At 63.2% G+C, this 19,088-nt stretch carries 16 protein-coding genes and 1 riboswitch; of the genes, 7 read left to right on the plus strand and 9 right to left on the minus strand.

Translation table 11 applies throughout. The features are described 5' to 3' along the window. Positions 1-13 precede the first annotated feature (13 nt). The 3 genes from L0F51_RS01325 to L0F51_RS01335 are packed head-to-tail and all read left to right on the plus strand — an operon-like array spanning position 14 to position 3,470. Positions 14-967 (plus strand): ABC transporter permease, encoded by a 954-nt coding sequence (locus L0F51_RS01325; RefSeq protein WP_234627606.1) that lies wholly within the window; start codon positions 14-16, stop codon positions 965-967. Continuing rightward, positions 964-1,809: an ABC transporter permease gene (locus L0F51_RS01330; RefSeq protein WP_234627607.1), complete on the plus strand. Its 846-nt coding sequence runs from the start codon at positions 964-966 to the stop codon at positions 1,807-1,809. Before L0F51_RS01325 ends, L0F51_RS01330 begins: the two co-directional genes overlap by 4 nt. Continuing rightward, the gene (locus L0F51_RS01335) at positions 1,809-3,470 is read left to right on the plus strand and encodes an ABC transporter ATP-binding protein (RefSeq protein ID WP_234627608.1); all 1,662 of its coding nucleotides are present in this window, start codon (positions 1,809-1,811) and stop codon (positions 3,468-3,470) included. The genes L0F51_RS01330 and L0F51_RS01335 overlap by 1 nt, the downstream gene beginning before the upstream one ends. Positions 3,471-3,495: 25 nt before the next feature. Here L0F51_RS01335 and L0F51_RS01340 read toward each other — a convergent pair whose 3' ends face one another. Beyond that, positions 3,496-3,984 (minus strand): Lrp/AsnC family transcriptional regulator, encoded by a 489-nt coding sequence (locus tag L0F51_RS01340; protein WP_234627609.1) that lies wholly within the window; start codon positions 3,982-3,984, stop codon positions 3,496-3,498. Positions 3,985-4,205: 221 nt separating this feature from the next. On the opposite strand from L0F51_RS01340, the gene L0F51_RS01345 reads away from it, so the two are divergent. Beyond that, positions 4,206-5,531: an FAD-binding oxidoreductase gene (locus tag L0F51_RS01345; RefSeq protein WP_234627610.1), complete on the plus strand. Its 1,326-nt coding sequence runs from the start codon at positions 4,206-4,208 to the stop codon at positions 5,529-5,531. 81 nt (positions 5,532-5,612) lie between these two features. Here the strand turns inward: L0F51_RS01345 and L0F51_RS01350 are convergent, their stop codons facing one another. Continuing rightward, positions 5,613-6,596 carry an AraC family transcriptional regulator gene (locus tag L0F51_RS01350; RefSeq protein WP_234627611.1) on the minus strand — a complete coding sequence of 328 codons (984 nt, stop codon included), beginning with the start codon at positions 6,594-6,596 and terminating at the stop codon, positions 5,613-5,615. Between the two features lie 149 nt (positions 6,597-6,745). On the opposite strand from L0F51_RS01350, the gene L0F51_RS01355 reads away from it, so the two are divergent. The 3 genes from L0F51_RS01355 (at position 6,746) to L0F51_RS01365 (ending at position 10,929) form a co-directional block, all read left to right on the plus strand. Beyond that, entirely contained in the window at positions 6,746-8,188 is a 1,443-nt protein-coding gene (locus L0F51_RS01355) for an APC family permease (protein WP_234627612.1), read from the plus strand. A 148-nt stretch (positions 8,189-8,336) separates the two neighbouring features. Next, positions 8,337-9,476 (plus strand): tyramine oxidase subunit B, encoded by a 1,140-nt coding sequence (locus L0F51_RS01360; RefSeq protein WP_234627613.1) that lies wholly within the window; start codon positions 8,337-8,339, stop codon positions 9,474-9,476. Positions 9,477-9,636: 160 nt separating this feature from the next. Continuing rightward, the gene (locus L0F51_RS01365; protein ID WP_234627614.1) at positions 9,637-10,929 is read left to right on the plus strand and encodes an FAD-binding oxidoreductase; all 1,293 of its coding nucleotides are present in this window, start codon (positions 9,637-9,639) and stop codon (positions 10,927-10,929) included. A 54-nt stretch (positions 10,930-10,983) separates the two neighbouring features. Here L0F51_RS01365 and L0F51_RS01370 read toward each other — a convergent pair whose 3' ends face one another. From L0F51_RS01370 to thiB, 7 genes are all read right to left on the minus strand, one after another. Continuing rightward, positions 10,984-11,382 carry a DUF779 domain-containing protein gene (locus tag L0F51_RS01370; RefSeq protein WP_234627615.1) on the minus strand — a complete coding sequence of 133 codons (399 nt, stop codon included), beginning with the start codon at positions 11,380-11,382 and terminating at the stop codon, positions 10,984-10,986. Positions 11,383-11,405: 23 nt separating this feature from the next. Further along, on the minus strand, positions 11,406-12,437 hold the full coding sequence (adhP, locus tag L0F51_RS01375) for an alcohol dehydrogenase AdhP (RefSeq protein WP_234627616.1): 1,032 nt from the start codon (positions 12,435-12,437) through the stop codon (positions 11,406-11,408). Between the two features lie 78 nt (positions 12,438-12,515). Beyond that, positions 12,516-14,036, minus strand: a complete 1,521-nt coding sequence (adh, locus tag L0F51_RS01380; RefSeq protein WP_234627617.1) for an aldehyde dehydrogenase — start codon at positions 14,034-14,036, stop codon at positions 12,516-12,518. 92 nt (positions 14,037-14,128) lie between these two features. Then, positions 14,129-15,151: a GAF domain-containing protein gene (locus tag L0F51_RS01385; RefSeq protein ID WP_234627618.1), complete on the minus strand. Its 1,023-nt coding sequence runs from the start codon at positions 15,149-15,151 to the stop codon at positions 14,129-14,131. A gap of 348 nt (positions 15,152-15,499) precedes the next feature. Then, positions 15,500-16,228, minus strand: coding sequence for a thiamine ABC transporter ATP-binding protein (gene thiQ, locus L0F51_RS01390; protein WP_234627619.1), 729 nt, complete (start codon positions 16,226-16,228; stop codon positions 15,500-15,502). Then, positions 16,225-17,841 (minus strand): thiamine/thiamine pyrophosphate ABC transporter permease, encoded by a 1,617-nt coding sequence (gene thiP / locus L0F51_RS01395; protein ID WP_234627620.1) that lies wholly within the window; start codon positions 17,839-17,841, stop codon positions 16,225-16,227. The genes thiQ and thiP overlap by 4 nt, the downstream gene beginning before the upstream one ends. Positions 17,842-17,858: 17 nt before the next feature. Continuing rightward, positions 17,859-18,926 carry a thiamine ABC transporter substrate binding subunit gene (thiB, locus tag L0F51_RS01400; protein WP_234629296.1) on the minus strand — a complete coding sequence of 356 codons (1,068 nt, stop codon included), beginning with the start codon at positions 18,924-18,926 and terminating at the stop codon, positions 17,859-17,861. Between the two features lie 5 nt (positions 18,927-18,931). Beyond that, a riboswitch (TPP riboswitch) is annotated at positions 18,932-19,033 on the minus strand. Positions 19,034-19,088 lie beyond the last annotated feature (55 nt).

Raw genomic sequence — 19,088 nt, forward strand, 5'->3', positions numbered from 1 at the left:
GAGAGAGAGCCGCATGAATTCCACGATTGCCGGTCTTATTATCCGCCGCGTTGGGATTATGCTCGTCTCCCTCGTCATTGTTGCCTTTGCAGTCTTCGCGGCCACGGAGCTTTTGCCGGGCGACGTCGCACAGATCCTTCTCGGGCAGTCGGCGACGCCGGAAGCCGTGGCCGGGCTCCGCAAGGCGATGCATCTCGACCAGCCCGCGGTCCTGCGCTTCCTGCACTGGCTTGCTGGTCTTGTGACGGGCGACTTCGGCCGGTCCTACGCCAACAACCGAGACGTGGCAGACCTGATTGCCGGGCGTCTCGTGAACTCCCTGAAGCTCGGAGCCGTCACCACGCTCTTTTCGGTGCCGCTGTCGCTGTTTCTCGGTGTCACGGCGGCCATGTTCCGCGGTTCGTTCTATGACCGCCTCGTGTCGGTCTTCACGGTGACCGTGATCTCCGTTCCGGAGTTCATGGTTGCGACCCTCGCCGTTCTGATTTTCGCTGTCTATCTCGGCTGGCTGCCGGCGCTCTCCTTCGCCAATGAAGTGCACGGCCTGGGTGAGCTTCTGCGTGTCTATGCCATGCCGGTGATCACGTTGAGCTTCGTCGTCTCGGCGCAGATGATCCGCATGACCCGCGCTGCCGTGATCGATACGATCAACACGCCCTATGTCGAGATGGCGCTCCTCAAGGGCGCGACCCGGCGACGAATGGTCATGAGACATGCGCTGCCGAACGCGCTCGGTCCGATTGCGAACGCCATGGCCCTGTCGCTCTCCTATCTCCTCGGAGGCGTCATCATCGTGGAGACGATCTTCAACTATCCGGGCGTCGCCAAGCTGATGGTGGATGCCGTTGCGACCCGCGATCTTCCTCTCATCCAGACCTGTGCGATGCTGTTCTGCCTGAGCTATCTTCTTTTGATCCTCATTGCGGACGTGATTGCCATCGCCTCCAACCCGAGGCTGCGCCAGTGAAAGCTCTCGTCGCCTCCGCCCGCCGCCGCACAGGCTTCCACATCAATGCCGTCGGAACGATCGGGGCGATCGTGGTCCTGTTTTGGATCGTGATTGCAATCTGCGCGCCGCTTCTCGTGCCTTATCCAGTCGGCAAGATCGTCGATTTCGATTTCTTCGGACCGATGTCGCAGAAATTCTGGCTCGGCACCGACTATCTCGGCCGGGATATCCTCTCGCGCATCTTGATGGGCGCGCGCTATACGGTCGGCATCGCCTTCGCCGCGGTGTCGCTCGCCTGTTTCGTCGGCGTGGCGCTCGGCATGATCGCCGCCGTCGTGGGCGGCTTCTTCGACACGGCGCTGTCGCGTTTTCTCGACGCGCTCAACGCCATCCCTTCGCTCATGTTCGGGCTTGTGGTCGTTGCCGGCGTCGGCAGCTCCATCCCTGTGCTGATCATGACGCTGGCGCTCATCTATGCGCCCGGCAGCTATCGCTTCGCCCGCTCGCTTGCCGCCAATACCAACACGATGGATTTCGTGACGGTCGCGCGGGCGCGGGGAGAGGGCACCGTCTACATCATTCGTGAGGAAATTCTGCCCAACATCATCGGCCCGGTGCTGGCCGATTTCGGCCTGCGCTTCGTCTTCATCGTGCTGCTTCTGTCAGGCCTGTCTTTCCTGGGCCTCGGCGTGCAGCCGCCGAATGCCGATTGGGGCGGCCTGGTGCGTGAGAACCTCGCCGGCCTGCCGTACGGTGCGCCTGCCGTGATCTTTCCGTCGATCGCCATTGCGAGCCTGACCATCTCGGTCAACATGCTGATCGACAATCTGCCGACACGCATCCGCGATCGGAGCGCCTGATGGGCAATATCGTCGAAATTCGTGACCTTGCCGTCGCCGCGAAGACCGATTCCGGGCGCGTCGTGGATATCATCAAGGGCGTCGATATCGAGGTGGCCGAGGGCGAGGTGGTCGCTCTGATCGGCGAAAGCGGCTCCGGCAAAACCACGATTGCATTGACGCTTCTGGGGTACACGCGCCCGGGTTGTCGGGTCACCCGTGGCGAGGTCGTGGTTGCCGGCCGCGATATGGTGACGATGAGCGAGGCCGAACGCCGGCATGTGCGCGGGCAGCAGGTCGCCTATGTGCCGCAGTCGGCAGCGGCGGCCTTCGATCCCTCCCAGACCATCATGGAACAGGTGGTGGAGGTTTCCCGCATTCATCAACTGATGCCGCCGGAGGATGCGCGGCGTAAGGCCGTCGACCTCTTCCGGGCGTTGTCGCTGCCCAATCCGGAGACGATCGGCGCGCGCTATCCGCATCAAGTCTCGGGCGGACAATTGCAGAGGCTGGCGGCGGCGATGGCGCTGATGGGCGATCCCGAGGTGATGGTGTTCGACGAGCCGACGACGGCTCTCGACGTGACGACACAGATCGAAGTTCTGCGCGCCTTCAAGTCGGTCATCGCCGAGCGGAATATGGCCGGGATCTATGTCTCGCACGATCTTGCCGTCGTCGCGCAGATCGCCGACCGCATCGTCGTCCTGAAGGGCGGCGAAGTGCAGGAAGTGGCCGAGACGGAGAAAATCGTCCACGCGCCGCAGCACGCCTATACGAAAGAGCTCATCGCAGCCTTTCATCCCGTCGAGCGCGCGCCGGCGGATATGTGCAAGATGGCCCAGAGAAACGCCGTTCTGGAGGTGAGGAACCTCAGTGCCGGTTACGGACCCATCGGCTCCGACGGGCAGCCCGGCTTTCTCGCACTCAAAGACGTCACCTTCCGTCTGGCGGCAGGGGAGAGCCTTGGGATCATCGGCGAATCCGGCAGCGGGAAGTCGACCCTGGCGCGCGTCATTTCGGGCCTGCTGCCGCAATCCTCAGGCAGCGTGACGTTCGAGGGCCGGGAACTTGCGAAAAGTGTGAGCGGGCGCAGCCGTGAAGAGCTGCGCAAGATGCAGATCGTCTTTCAGCTCGCCGATACCGCTCTCAACCCCAATCGGCCGGTGCGGGCAATTCTGGGTCGCCCGCTCACCTTCTATCACGGTGTGAGAGGACGTCAGCGCGAGGCGGAGGTCGACCGGCTGCTCGATATGGTGCGCCTGCCAGCTGCCTTGAAACATCGTCTGCCGAGCGAATTGTCGGGCGGCCAGAAGCAACGCGTCAACCTGGCGCGCGCCTTGGCGGCGAAACCTGAGCTGATCCTCTGCGATGAGATCACCTCGGCGCTGGATACGGTGGTGGCGGCCGCCATCCTGAAGCTCCTCGATGAATTGCAGCGAGAGCTCGGCCTTTCCTACATGTTCATCAGCCACGATCTGTCGACGGTCGAAGCGATCTGCGACGAGGTCGTGGTGATGTATCAGGGAGAGAAGGTGGAGGAGATGCCGACGAACCGCATGAAGTCGGGTGCCGAGCATCCCTATTCCCGTCTCTTGATATCCTCGGTGCCTCAGCTCGACACCAACTGGCTCGACCGCCTCGAGCAGGACAACGAGCTGATGAAGGCCGTCGCCGGACGCTGAGCAAAGCTGCGGCCAGCGGCTTCCCTCAGGCGTGAAGCTTGTCGCGGAACAGCGATGTCAGCGGCAGATGCGGCTTGATGAAAGGCGACTTGATCACCACGAAGCTGAAGTACTTGTCGATCCCGATGTCGTCGTCGATGAGCTTTTCCATGATCGTCTGGTAATGCACGATGCCGGCTGTCACGAATTTGGCCAGATAGTCGTAACCGCCCGAGACGAGGTGGCATTCCACGCAGGAATCGATCTTCTCAATTGTCGCCTGAAAGCGCGAAAAGTCCGTATGTCGATGGTTTTTCAGGGTGAACTCGGTAAAGACGGTCAGCGTCTCTCCGATCTTGCTCACATCGATCTGCGCTGAATAGCCGGTGATGTAGCCGGCGGCCTGAAGCTTCTTCATCCGAGTCAGGCAGGGGCTCGGCGAGAGATTGACGAGCTCGGCCAGCTCGACATTGGTGATACGTCCGTTCTTCTGCAACTCGCAGAGGATTTTCACGTCGATCATATCGAGTTTCATGCGCGAATTGGTGGGCAGGGGGGCCTCCTCCGGCGTACACGGCATAAGATGCCGGCAGATTGCGCCGAGTTGAGCCTTCTGACAACCAGCCTGCACGTGCATGCTTGAAACACAAGCTGCCGCCGTCCGCATCTTTCGAAGCATCTTCTGCTGCTGAAGCTGGCGATTGCTACCGATCCGAACCGGTCTCGATGCTAGATTCGGAGCGATTGGAGAGATTCATGCCTGTTCCTTTGCTGAGCGTTCCCTCATCCCCGAAATTGCCGGCGGCCGCCGATGTCGTCGTGATCGGAGGCGGGATCATCGGGGCGACGGCGGCATATTTTCTGGCAAAGCGGGGCGTTAAGGTCGCTCTCCTGGAGAAGGGGATGATCGGCGCGGAGCAGTCGAGCCGGAATTGGGGCTGGTGCCGACAGCAAAACCGTGATGCACGCGAACTGCCGCTGGCGACCAGGAGTCTGGAGCTGTGGGACGAGCTTGTTGCGGAGTTCGGACCCGATCTCGGGTTCCGGCGCTCCGGCCTTCTTTATCTCTCAAACGACGAGAAGGAGATCGAAGGCTGGGCGGAATGGTGCCGCTTTGCCGCGACGATGGGCGTAACGAGCCATCCTCTCAGCCGAGAGGAGGCCACGTCGCGGGGCGCCATCACTGGAAAATCCTGGAAGGGCGGCGTCTTTTCTCCGTCTGACGGGATTGCTGACCCCGCGCGCGCGGCACCGATGATCGCCGAAGGCATCATGCGGTTCGGAGGCACGGTTCATCAATCCTGTGCCGCCCGAGGCATCGAAACAGAAGGCGGGCGCGTCTCCGCGGTTGTGACGGAAAAAGGTGTTATCCGGACGCGACAGGTGGTGATGGCAGGCGGGGCCTGGGCATCCTCGTTTTGCCGGCAGCTCGGCGTGGTGTTTCCGCAGGCGTCGATTCGCTGCTCCGTCCTTTCCGTGGAGCCGGGAGTGGAAGGGCTTCTCGACGCACTGCACACGGCGGAGGTGACCGTGACGCGGCGCGGAGATGGCGGCCACACGCTCGCGGTGTCGGGCATGGCGAAGACGGATCCGACTCTGCAGCAGCTTCGCTTCGCCCGGTACTTTCTGCCGATGTTTGCCAAGCGTTGGCGCAGCCTTTCCCCGGGTGATCTCACGGCGTTGCGCGCCGGACATGAGACGATCGCGCGCTGGTCAATCGATCGGCCGACGCCCATGGAGCGGATGCGTATTCTCGATCCCGCACCCTCCATGCGGGCGACGGACAAAATCCTGTCGCGGGCACGTAAGCTGCTGCCGGCTCTGAAACAGGTGCCCGTGCAGGCACGCTGGGCCGGCTACGTCGACAGCACACCTGATGGTGTGCCGGTGATCGACCCGAATGTGGGGCCGGGAGGGTTTCTGCTGGCCGCCGGTTTTTCCGGACATGGTTTCGGGATCGGACCGGGGGCGGGGCAGCTCATCGCCGACCTCGTCACCGGAGCGGAACCGAGCGTCGATTACAAGCAATATGCGCTGTCGCGCTTTGGACGCAGCGCCCGGGGGAAAGTCGCCGAATTCTGAAACAGGTTTGTGGTCGCCGCGCGACGGGCTGGGCCCGCCCGTCAGTCCTCAGCCGAGCCTGCAGATCCCCCGAGGATGCGCCTACTCGCCGTCCCCCCACCGCTTTTCGGCGCGCCACAGCGCCGTGCTGTCAGCATAGCCGAGCGCCTGCGCGAGCCGTGACCGGTTTCCGCCAGGGGCCGCGTTGTGCCGGCGCAAAAGGGACTTCCTGTAGTCCTGCACCAATTTGCGGATGGACGTGCCTTCGTCCGCGAGCCGGCGCTGAAGTGTCCTCGGTGGAATTCCGAGCTCTCTGGAGATTGTGGCGAGCGTGATGTTGGTGAAACCGAGATGGATGGCGATGAGCGCCAGGACGCGTTCGGAATAGGTGGTGGGAGCCACGGTTTCGACGAAGAGGTCGTTGATATGCCGCTCCAGGACGCTGGCGAGAGCGGGATCCTCTTTGCGATAGACACGGCGGGCGCCGGCAAGGTCCATCACCAGCCTGTTGGTCGACTGCCCGAACAGGACAGGTGCCTGGAAGATGCGCTCCAGCGGTTTCGGGTCGCGCGGGGCGCCGTGCTCGAAGTGCACCTCGAGGGGCCGCCAGCTGCTTGAAAAGCACTGCCTGACGAGATGGCAGGTCGTCGCCAGAGTGAACTCGCTGTCCTGCCTGCGCGGGGAGAGCGACGTGTCGGTGATTCCGTAGGACCATATCAGTGTCTCGTCTTCGCAGGAGACGGACGAATGACTGGCGCCCTGCAGCGCGGCCATCGAGCGGCACAGGCGCTTGAAAGCGGCTTCGATGGTCGAGGTCATCGAGAAAAGCATGCCCATCGGCCCGAGATCCGCGGGCTTGATCGACACCCCGAGCTCAGCACCGAGAAAAGGATCGCGAACCACGACGGCAGCCTCTTCGAAGGCAGCGAGATAGCGGGCGATCGGGACGACAGCATAGGGATCGTTGAGCTGAGCCCGCAATATACCGTGGCCCGCCAGTAAAACGTCGGTCTTGGCTGTGCGCTTGTCGAGTTCTTGAATGATCGGCGCCAGTGCGGAGGCACGAATTGATGCAATCACTGGCATGCGACTGTCTAAGTGTAGGGCATTTGCCGTTGACATAATCGTCAAACCCCCTCTCGGCGCGAATTATCGATTCATTGGCGTAACATGCAATATCGATACCAAATTCCCCCTCGTAGCTTTGGCGAATAGCAGTTCCAATGAGGGGTGATATGACGTTGGAAATCGCCAATCCCGTCGCCAGTCCGAGACTGGCAAGGAATTCGGTGGGGCTTGCCCATATCGTATTCTTCGTCGTCGCAGCCGCCGCTCCTTTGACCGCCGTTGTCGGAGCTTCACCGGTCGCTTTCGCTTTCGGCAACGGTGCGGGCGTTCCCGGCGCCTACCTTCTGGCGGGGCTGTTGTACCTGGTCTTCTCCGTTGGGTTCACGGCAATGAGCCGCCATGTGGAGGGAGCCGGTGCTTTCTATGCGTATATCTCTCAAGGCATCGGCCGGCCGACGGGCGTCGGCGCGGCCCTGATGGCGCTGATCACCTACAGTGCCGTGCAGATCGCCATCTATGCGCTCTTTGGCGTCTTCGTTGCGGCGGGGCTCGCGCCCTACGGCATCGAGATGCCCTGGTGGGTCTGGTCGTTCGCTGCCTTGGCCGTGGTCCATCTCTGCGGGCAGCGCAACATCGCGTTCTCGGGCAAGATCCTCGGTGTCTGCATGGTGGCGGAGATCGTCATTCTCCTGCTGCTCGATGTCGGGATCCTCCTGCAAGGCGGCGGGCCGGAAGGCATCGGCTTGACCTCGTTCGCACCCGCTACCGTCCTGTCGCCGGGGCTGGGGGCGGCACTCGTCTTCGTCATCGGCTCGTTCATCGGCTTTGAGGCGACCGCCATTTTCGGCGAAGAGGCTGAAAACCCTGAGACGACGATCCCGAAGGCGACTTATGTCGCCGTCCTTCTCATCACCTTGTTTTACGCGTTTTCGACCTGGGCAATCGTGCAGCATTACGGCGCCTCGCAGGTGCAGGCGGTCGCCGAAGCCGGGCTCGACAATTTCTTCTTCGCAGCCATGGATGCGGTACTCGGGCGCTGGGCCAGCGAGACCATGAACATCCTGCTGATCACGAGCCTGTTTGCCTGCGTGCTCTCGTTTCACAACACGCTCAACCGCTACTTCTTCGCGCTCGGCCGGGAAGGTCTGGCCATGCGGGCCCTCGGTCGGGTGCATGAAAAGCATCTGTCGCCGCATATCGCGGGCGTCTTCCAGAGCGTGAGCGCGGCCGCCATCCTTCTCGTCTTCGTCGTCTCCGGAGCCGACCCCTATGCCGTGGTCTTCTCCTGGATGTCCGCTCTTGCGGTGATCGGCATCTTGTCGGTGCAGGCTTTGGTTTCGGTGGCGATCATCCTGTATTTCCATCGCCATCCTGATCAGCATGGCCGCTGGACCACGCTCGTGGCGCCGAGCGTCGCCTTCGTCGGCCTGCTCGGGGCTCTTGCCCTGGTGATCAACAATCTTTCGCTGCTGTCAGGCAGCGAAAGCCCAGTGGTCGCTTCGTTCCCCTATGCGATCGCCCTGGTTTGCCTGGCCGGCATTCTCTTCGGCTATCGCATCAAGGCAAAGCGCCCCGATCTCTATGCCGGGCTCGGGCGCATGCTCGACTAGCCCTTCCGGAAGGCCGGCAGGCGTTCCGTGATTGGAGCGCCGTGCCTGCCGGCCTTCGCCTCTTCCTCTCTCCCTTCAATCCACCGTTTCAAGTCGCACGGTGCGCAGGCGCCTGCGCGACGCGAGCCCGAACACAAGGACCAAACCGATGACGGGTCTGCCGAAAATCGATTTTCTCTACCTCTCCGAACAAGACATGATCCGGGCCGGCGTGACCGATATGCCCGCCTGTGTCGACTGCATGGAAGAGATGTTCGCCCTGCTTCATCAGGGCGATTACCGAATGGCCGGTCCCAACAGCGACAGCCATGGGGCCATGGTCGTGTTCCCCGAAAACTCGCCCTTCCCAAAGATGCCGAAGCCCACGGCCGACCGCCGTTTCATGGCGATGCCGGCCTATCTCGGCGGCAATTTCTGCACTGCGGGTGTCAAATGGTATGGCTCCAACATCGCAAACCGCGACAAGGATCTGCCCCGCTCGATTCTGATGTTTACGCTCAACGACGCCGATACGGGCGCACCGCTCGCCTATATGTCGGCCAATCTGCTTTCCGCTTACCGCACCGGAGCGGTGCCGGGCGTCGGGGCGCGGCACCTTGCGCGCAAGGATTCAAAGATCGTTGGCATCCTCGGGCCTGGTGTGATGGCGCGCACCGCGCTTGCGGCCTTCATCGCCGCCTGTCCGCAGATCGACACCGTCCGGGTGAAGGCGCGCGGGCAGAAGAGCCTCGATGTCTTCATCGCCTGGGTGAAGGAGCATTACCCGCAGATCACCAAGATCGAGATCGTGAACGAGCTCGAGGCGGTCGTTCGTGATTGCGATATCGTCACCTATTGCGCCTCCGGTGAAGTCGGCGATCCGGAGACCTATCCGATCGTCAAGCGCGAATGGGTGAAGCCGGGCGCGTTCCTGGCGATGCCGGCCCTTTGCGAGATCGACGAAGGGATGAAAGCGCCAGAAGTGCGCAAGGTTCTGGACAACACCGGTCTTTACGAGGCCTGGTACGAGGAGGTTCCGAAGCCCGCGCATCGCACCATCCCGGTGATCGGCGTGAAGTTCATGGATATGCTCGCCGAGGGCAGCATGAAGCGCGAGGAACTGGAGGATCTCGGCGCGATCGTCGCAGGCGATGCGCCAGGCCGAACCAACGATGACGAGATCATCCTGATGTCGGTCGGAGGCATGCCGGTTGAAGACGTTGCGTGGGGCACAGTGATTTACCGCAATGCGGTGGAGAAGGGCATCGGCCAGAAGCTCAACCTATGGGACGAGCCGGCGCTGCGCTAAGGCGCCCCCAACATATCCGCCCGCCATCGAATAAAGCTCTGCACAAGATCGAGGGACGCCGGCTGGCGGCGTCCTTCCGTCCGATCGCGAGACGGCTCATAGCGTTTGGCCGCTGCACGGGGACGAGCCCCGGCAACGGTCTCTCAGAAGGATCTCCCCCATGGCCCCCACGATCACGCCGGTTGAAACGGCGCAGGATTTTCCGCCTCGCACCTCTGTCGTCATCATCGGAGGCGGTATCGTTGGCCTGACGGCTGCTCTGACGCTTGCCGAAAAGAACATCCCCGTCGTCGTTTTGGAGAAAGGACGGCTCGCTGGCGAGCAATCGTCGCGAAATCTCGGCTGGGTCCGCAAGACGATCCGAGCTGCGCCAGATGTGCCGCTGGCAATGGCCGCTGATCGGCTGTGGGCCGAGATGGCAATGCGGGTCGGGGCCAATGTGGGCTATGGGCGCACCGGCATCATGTATCTCGACCGCACCGAAGCGGATGTGGCCGGGCATGAGGACTGGCTGAAATCGGTGAGCCATTTGGGGCTCGATTCGGGCCTCGTCACGCCGTCACAGATCGGTGAATTGGTGCCGGGCGGCGAGGGCAAATGGGCCGGTGGCCTTTACACGCCGTCGGACGGCCACGCCGACCCGACCCTGGCGGCGAGCGCGATCGCGAAAGCCGCGATTTCGAAGGGTGCCATCGTCGTGGAAAATTGCGCGGTACGCACCTTGTCTTTGGAAGCGGGCAGGGTCGCCGGTGTGGTGACCGAGTGCGGAGAGATCCGCTGTGATCAGGTTCTCCTCGCCGGGGGGCTATGGTCGCGCCGCTTCCTGGGCAATCTCGGTATCAGCTTGCCGACCTTGCCACTCGTCTGTTCGGCATTTCGTTCCCCTCCGATGCAGGGGCCCTGCAAAATCGGTGTGGCGGGACCGGATTTCTCTTTCTGTCAGCATCACGACGGCAGCTTCATCATGACCCAGCGTGCCGCTCTGATGGCACCTTTGACGCTCGATCATGTGCTGATCGGCATGCGGTATCTGTCTCAGTTGCGTGGAAACCGCGGCATCGTGCGGATGAAGGTCGGGCGCGAAACGTTAGATGATCTGAAACTCCCGCGCCGTTGGGGACCTGCGGACGAAAGCCCCTTCGAAAAGCTTCGCGTGATGGACCCGCCGACGATCTCCACCTTCAACCGAGAGGCCGTCGCCAATCTCAGTGCGGCCTGGCCGCTCTTCAAAGGTGTCGAGATAAAATCTGCCTGGGCCGGCACGATGGACATCACGCCGGATACTCATCCGGTGATCGGGCCTGTCGCCAGCATTCCGGGGCTGACCTTGGCGACCGGCTTTTCCGGCCACGGTTTCGGCACGTCGCCTGCCGCAGGTCAGCTCGCGGCCGAACTGGTGACGGGAGAGACGCCGATCGTGGATCCCGCTCCTTATCGCTTCGAGCGGTTCTGATGCCGCGGGCTTAAGCGCCTGAGAGAAGAGTCTGAACGTGAGCGGGACGGACGCCTACCGGCCCGCACTGTCTGGCGCCTCGCAGAGCGTCGAGCGGATGAGGAAGCGGCGCTCGCGGCCATTGTCCAGGGAGAACATGCCGCCACGCCCGGCAACGACGTCCAGGACGAGATCGGTGTGCTTCCAGCGCTCGTATTGCGCCCCGCCGATATAAAAGGGCATGCCGTCGATCTCGCCGAGCTTCACATCCTGCTCGCCGATTAGAAATCCATCTTCCGGATAACACATCGGCGAGGAGCCGTCGCAGCAGCCGCCGGATTGATGGAAGAGGACAGGGCCATGGTCGGCAATAATCTCCCGCAGGAGCTCGCGTGCGGCTGGCGTTGCGGAGACTGAGCCCATCGCTTTCACCTTGCGAATTTCAAAGGGCGTGGCGGGAAGGTGGGGCAGCATTGCCGCCCCACCGAGCTGGTATCTCAGGCGGCGATCTCGATGACCGCGCGGCCGTCGATCTGGCCCTTGTGCATCTTCTCGAAGACGCTGTTGACGTCTTCCAGCTTCACCGGATTGACGATCGACTTGACCTTGCCGTGCCCGGCAAAATCGAGCGCCTCCTGAAGGTCGAGACGGGTCCCCACGATCGAGCCGCGAACGGTGATGCCCGCCAGGACCATGTCGAAGACCGAGATTGGGAAAGAGCCCGGCGGCAGACCGTTCATTGCGATCGTGCCGCCACGGCGGACCATGTTCTCGGCCTGCTCGAAGGCCTTCAGATTGACGGCCGTGACGAGAACACCGTGTGCCCCTCCGCCCGTCTCCTTCTTGATCTTCGTGGCAGCGTCTTCCTTGGCGGCATTCGCCGTCAGTGTGGCGCCGAGATTTCGTGCGAGATCGAGCTTGTGATCGTCGATATCGACCGCGGCGACGTTGAAGCCCATCGCTTTGGCATATTGCACGGCGAGGTGGCCGAGGCCTCCGATGCCCGAGATGACCACCCAGTTGCCGGCGCGGGCATCGGTCATCTTCAGGCCCTTATAGACCGTCACGCCGGCACACAGGATCGGGGCGATTTCGGTGAACCCGATATTGTCCGGCAGATGGCCGACATAATTGGGATCGGCCACGACGTATTCGGCAAATCCGCCATTCACCGAATAGCCGGTATTCTGCTGGGATTCACACAAGGTCTCCCAGCCGCCCACGCAATGCTCGCAATGCCCGCAGGCCGTGTAGAGCCACGGGATGCCGACCCGGTCGCCTTCCTTGACGCGGGTGACGCCCGCTCCGACACCGGAGACATAGCCGACGCCTTCATGGCCCGGAATGAAAGGCGGGTTCGGTTTGACGGGCCAGTCCCCCTCGGCCGCATGAAGATCGGTGTGGCAGACGCCTGAGGCCTGGATCGCGACCTGGATCTGTCCTGGCCCGGGTTCGGGAACCGGCACCTCATCCACGCTCAGCGGTTTGCCGAATTCGCGCACGACTGCGGCCTTCATGGTCTTCGCCATTGTCTTCCTCCCTTGGATTTTGTCTTGGAAAAGAAGCCCGGCGGCCCCCAAGTCGCCGGGCCTTCGTCGGTGGCTCGTTCAGAAAAAGCCGAGCTTCTTGGGATTGTAGCTGACGAGCAGATTCTTCGTCTGCTGGTAGTGGTCGAGCATCATCGAATGGGTCTCGCGACCGATCCCCGATTGCTTGTAGCCGCCGAAAGCTGCATGGGCCGGATAGGCGTGGTAGCAATTGGTCCAGACGCGCCCGGCCTGGATGTTGCGGCCGAAATGGTAGCAGCGGTTCATATCGCGGCTCCACACGCCGGATCCGAGGCCGTAGAGCGTATCGTTGGCGATATGCAGCGCTTCTTCTTCGTCCTTGAAGGTCGTCACCGACACGACGGGGCCGAAGATTTCCTCCTGGAAGATGCGCATCTTGTTGTTGCCGTGAAAGACGGTCGGCTGGACGAAATAGCCGCCTTCCAGCTCGCCGCCGAGATGGTTGCGCTCGCCCCCGACCAGAATGTCGGCCCCTTCCTGTTTGCCGATGTCGATATAGGAAAGGATCTTTTCGAGCTGTTCGCTCGATGCCTGCGCTCCGATCATCGTCTCCGGGTCGAGCGGATTGCCCTGCTTGATGGCTTTCACGCGCTCCAATGCCCGCTCCATGAAGCGGTCGTAGATGGAGTGCTGGATCAGCGCCCGCGACGGGCAGGTGCAGACTTCGCCCTGATTGAGCGCGAACATCACGAACCCTTCGATGGCCTTGTCGAAGAAATCGTCGTCTTCCGCGCACACGTCGTCGAAGAAGATGTTCGGCGATTTCCCGCCAAGCTCCAGCGTCACCGGGATGAGGTTCTGACTGGCGTATTGCATGATCAGCCGGCCGGTCGTCGTCTCGCCGGTGAAGGCGATCTTCGCGATGCGGTTGGAGGAGGCGAGGGGCTTGCCGGCTTCGAGCCCGAAGCCATTGACCACGTTGAGGACACCCTCAGGCAGAAGGTCGCCGATGACGTCCATCAACACCATGATCGAGGCGGGCGTCTGTTCGGCCGGCTTCAAGACCACGCAATTACCTGCGGCGAGCGCCGGAGCGAGCTTCCACACGGCCATGAGAAGAGGAAAATTCCATGGGATGATCTGGCCGACGACACCCAAGGGCTCGTGGAAATGGTAGGCGATCGTTTCGTGATCGATTTCGGAGAGCGTGCCTTCCTGCGCCCGCACACAGCCGGCGAAATAGCGGAAGTGGTCGATCGCAAGCGGCAGGTCCGCGGCCTTCGTTTCCCGGATCGGCTTGCCGTTGTCCCAGGTCTCTGCGGTGGCGAGGAGATCGAGATTCTCCTCCATCCGGTCGGCGATGCGATTGAGGATGAAGGCCCTCTGGGCGACGTTGGTCTTGCCCCAGGCGTCTTTCGCGGCATGGGCGGCGTCCAGCGCCGCCTCGATGTCTGCCGCATCCGAGCGCGCCACTTCGCACAGCGATTGGCCAGTGATCGGCGTGACGTTGTCGAAATACCGACCCGACTTCGGCGCCACCCATTTGCCGCCGATGTAATTGTCGTAGCGTGTGGCGAAAGGCAGCCGCGTTTCGCCGAACGGCCGTTCCAGTTGATCCATTGCTGTTCTCCCTAACCGGGCGCTCTTGGCGAGAGAAAAGCGTTTCCTCTCGGGCGCCCTGGACAACAGGATCGGTGTCGCCTGGAGGCCTGTCAGCCCCCCTCCAGCGGGAGAGAGGCTCCATCTGTCGCAGGAATGCGACAGGGAGCCGCGGGATCTTGTGTCGCCGCCTCCGGCCGTTTTGCGCCGAGTTTGCGATGGAAGGTCGCGCGCGAAATTCCGAGGATGCGCGCCGCCGCGGAGACGTTGCCGCCGGTGCGGGCGAGAGCGCGGGCAAGAACGGCCCGCTCCGCGTCCTCCAGACTTTCCGCGCCCGGGATGCTCAAGAGATCGGAGGCCGGCACGGGCGCTTTGGCGAGGTTGCCTTTGATCCCCAAGGCCACGCGCGCGCTGTGCGATGCGCCGACGGCGAGATCGTCGGCATTCACCGCGACGAGCGCCGCCGGATTGTGCTCCAGCCCCGAGACGGCGAGGATCCGCGCATGCGCAAACGTGCGCCGGAACGCTTCCGCTTCGATCCGCCGTGCCGCTTCGCGCACGCTGAGCGCGATGAGCCCGGCGAAGGTCTCGGTGAGGTCTGTGCGGCAGGAGGAGACGTCGAGAACGCCGGCGAGTTCGCCGTTGTGGTCATGGATGGGGGCCGCCATGCAGCCGAGCGCCCCGTTGCGCGCAAAGAAGTGCTGGTCGCGGTGCACGGTGACGGGGCGGCGCTCGATGACGCAGGTGCCGATGCCGTTGGTGCCTTCCGTTGCCTCGCTCCACAGAGCGCCTGGCCACAGTCCCCAGTCGTCGAAGATGGCATCGTCGCCGGCCTCGCCGCGACGCTCGACCGGCACGCCGTCGCTGTCGGCAAGGAGCACGCAACACCCCGCCGCGCCGACAGCGCTGAAGAGCTGATCAAGACTGGCTTCGGCGGCGCGAATCCATGGCTCCATCCGCTCGCGCACCAGGGCGAATTCGCTCGCCGTCAGCCGGTGAGGCGGGTGCCTGTTGGCCGGGTCGAGCCCATAGAGACGCGCCGAGCGGCTCCAGGACGCGACCATCGGCGATTGCGCGGCGGCCCCGGCCGCGATCGCAGAGTGAACCACATCGACGTGCGGACAAGTCTCGGACATCCCAAGTTTCCTCCCATGGGGTTTCGATGCACCTGCGCCGTTCTTTGTATTCGGCTTGTTTAAGCGCATCGTCCGATTCGAGTTTCTTGTGTTCTCCTTGTGTATTTAGAGATGCGACTAGAGCAGTCGCCTGATTGCGCCTGATATGATTGGTATGGCGTCTCGTGTTTTGCGGGGCGCAAGTATTCGACGAATGCGGAGGCAAACGCAAGAGAGGGCAAAATGCGTATAGGCAGCGTTCGCTGCCATCCAAAGAAAAAGCACCGAGTTCTCTTCGTTTTGCCGCATCTCGTTTGCGGCGCCGACACAAATCTGCCTGGCCTGACGCCGTATTGCCGGATACCGCGTTTAAGAGAGGGCGCGCGTTCCGAGATAGCTCTCTACCGCGGCAATGCCCGAGGCTGAGAGGGTTTCCTCGGTCGGCCCAACGGTGACGAAACGCCCCTTGTCGAGGAAGGCGACGTTGTCGGCGAAGCCCAGGGCATCCTCCGGATGATGCGTCACCATCAGCACCGTCATCGTTCCGGCCCGACGCTGTAGATCGCGCAACAACGCCAGCATTTCGCTGCGCAGGGCGGGACCGAGCGCGGCAAACGGCTCGTCCAGCAGGAGCAGAGGGCGCTGGCGGACAAAGGCGCGCGCAAGCGCGACCCTCTGGCGTTCGCCGCCGGACATCTCCCCCGGCCTGCGGTCTTCGAAGCCCACAAGGCCGACGGCCTCCAGCGCTTCAGCCGCCCGCTGCCGCTCGGCCGGGCCCAGCCGCAATCTCGGGGAAATTCCGAGCCCCACATTCTGCACGGCGCTCAGGTGGGCAAAGAGATTGTTCTCCTGAAACACGAAACTGAGCGGGCGTTGCGAGGGGGGCACGCCCGTCATGTCGGCGCCGGAGATCGTCACCCGGCCGCGCTCGGGCATCAGAAAGCCGGCGATGATGTCGAGGAGGGTCGATTTGCCGGCACCGCTTTGGCCGATGATCGCCAGCCATTCGCCAGGCGCGACCGTGAGGTCGAAGCGCATCGGGGCGCTTTCATAGGTGTATTTTAGGCCGTCCAAGACGAGGGCGGGCAGGGCGCTCATCGGCCTTCCTCCCGGCGAAACCCGCGCTCCGCGAGTGCCATCAGGGTGAGACACAAGACCCCGAGCAGCAGCGCCAGCCCGGCTGCGTCGGCGGTGCGATAGCTGCCCATGCGCTGCAGGAGCAGATAGGGCAGGGTGACGAAATCCTGGCTGCCAAAAAGCGCCACCGCACCAAGATCTCCGAGGGACAGGGCGAGCGCAAAGGCGAAGGAAAGGGCCAGCGGCGCTTTCAGCGCGGGCCATTCGACGTGGCGCAGCCGCGCCAGCCCGAAGAGGCCGAGGCTCTCGGCAAGGCGATCGTGTCGCTGTGCCGAGGCGGCAAGCGCCGGTGCGAGAATACGCACGATAAACGGCGTCGCCATCACGGCATTGGTGGCGACAACGACGACGGGTGCCGCCGCGAAAACGTCCGTCACCTGGCGCAGCAGAAGAAACCAGCCGGCGCCGATGACGATCGGCGGCACCACGAGCACGAGACTGCCCGACAGCTCGAAGAGCCCGCGCCAGGCTGCGCGACCCCTCGAAGAGGGAGAACTTTCCAATGCCTGTCGCGCCAAGAGGAGAGGCGCGGCGAGCAAGAGCGCGAGTGTCGCCACCGCGAACGCCACGACGCCGCTTGTCATCGCGGCCCGCTGGACGTTTGGATCGGCCAGCAGTGCGATCAGATCGGAGCGCAGACCGGCAACGATCGTGGCGATGAACGGCGAGAGGACGAAGGCGATCCCCACGGTCAGAACCGCGAGATCGAGCGCGCGAACGAAGCCCTGGTGAGGGTCGTAGCGCCGTGCCCGCCGCCCGAGTGTAAAGCCGCCGGGCGTTGTCTGGCCGAGCCGCAGCGTGACGGCGACCGCAAGGCCGGTCAGCACAATCTGTATCAACGCCAGGAAAACCGCGAGGCCCGGATTAAAATCGTAGCGCAGGGCCTGATAGATCGCGACTTCCAGGGTGGTGGCGCCCGGCCCGCCACCCAATGTCAGGACCAGCGTGAAACTGGTGACGCAGAGCATGAAGATGAGGCTCGTCGCGCCCGGCAGAGCGGTGCGGATTGCCGGCCATTCGAGGACGCGGAAGGTGGTGAGGGGCGTGAGAGAAAGATGCCCGGCGAGCTTCCAGCTTTCTGCCGGCACGCCGTCGAGAGCAGCGACCATCAGCCGGGCGGCGAGCGGCAGGTTGAAGAAGGTGTGGGCGATCAGGATGCCGGACAGCCCATAGACGTTGAGGCGATCGAATCCGAGGGTGGCGGCCAGATCCGAGACGACGCCGTTGCGGCCCCACACCGCGATGATCGCCAAGGCGCCGACCAGCACCGGCAGGGCTTGCGGTAGGAGGAACAGACGCAGGACGAGGCCGCGGCCGGGAAACCGAGCCCTGTGGAGGGCCACTGCAAGCGGCAGGGCACCGGCCACTGCAAGGAGGGTGGAAAGGGCCGCCTGTTCCAGCGTGAACAGCACCACCCCCCGCAAATAGCGGTCCGATGCCAAGGCAAGCAGGTCCGGCGCCGCATCGGCTTGGGCGAGCAAGGCGAAACATGCGCCGCCCAAAAACACGGCGAGCGCGGCAACGGCGGCAAGTCCTGCCGCGACACGCCAACGTCGATCTGTCGAACCTGTCATCGGACGCGCGGAGAGCCTCAGCGACCGAGCGCCTGCAGCCATTCCTGCGTCCAGGCGCGTCGGCTGTCGGCTACCGTTTGGGGATCGAAAGACAGGGTCTTATCCGGGGTCACCAGCTGCTCAAAGGCGGCGGGCAACGGCGAGGCGGTCGCTGCGGCCGGCAGCATCCAGTTGGTGGTCGGCAACGCGTCCTGCGCCGCGGGCGAGATCAGATAAGCGAGGAAGTCGCGGGCGAGATCTGGGTGCTCGGAGCTTGCGATGCGGCCGGCGACCTCGATTTGGATGTAATGGCCCTCATCGAAGGCTGCCGCGCGGTAGCGGTCGCTCTCCTCCTCGATCAGGTGATAGGCGGGCGAGGTGGTATAGCTCAGCACCATCGGGACTTCGCCGCTCGTCAAGAGCCCATAGGCTTCGCTCCAGCCCGGCGTCACTGTCAGGGTACGCTCGGAGAACTCTCGCCATTTCGCTTCGGCGCTGTCGCCATAGACTTTCTTCATCCACAAAAGCAGCCCGAGACCCGGTGTCGAGCTGCGAGGATCTTGGATGGCGATCTTCTCCTCCGGATCGCCGCTGACCAGCTCCTCCAGGCTTTGCGGAGGGGCATCGATCGCCTCACTGTCGTAGACGACGGCGAACCAGCCATAATCATAGGGCACGAAAACTGGATCGGAAAAGCCACCGGGCACGTCGACCGCAGATGTGTCGGTGCCATGCGGTGCGAAGAGCCCTGTCGCCCTGGCCTCAGCGGTCAGGTTGGTGTCGAGCCCGACCACGACCTCCGCCGATGTCGAAGCACCTTCGAGCTTCAAACGGTTGAGGATCGCAACGCCGTCCTCCAGCCCGACCCATTTCACCGTGCAGCCACAAACCGCCTCAAAACCGGCCTTGATCTGCGGCCCCGGCCCATAATCGGCAACGAAGCTCTCATAGGTGTAGACCGTCAGCGAGGGCTTCTCCTCCTGCGCTGCGGCGGGTGCGATTGCGCCGAAGAACAGTGCGGCGACGGCTGATGCTATGAAGATGGAAGGGGATTGCAGCGAGCCCAAGGGCGCCTCCTTGTCGTTTGAAAGCGGGAAGGGGCGCATTCGCGGCAACGAAAGCTCTCCATCCCTCCGCCGGTGCGAGCCGGATCAGGTTCAGCGGGTTGGCGGATAAGCCTCTCAGCCCGTATGGGCACCCCGTGTGAGCGTCTTCAGACCTAGTGGAAATGCGCCGGCCCGACAAGCATCGAGCGATGATCCGGGCCT

The sequence above is a fragment of the Afifella sp. H1R genome, from assembly GCF_021462425.1.
Classification (GTDB): domain Bacteria; phylum Pseudomonadota; class Alphaproteobacteria; order Rhizobiales; family Afifellaceae; genus Afifella; species Afifella aestuarii.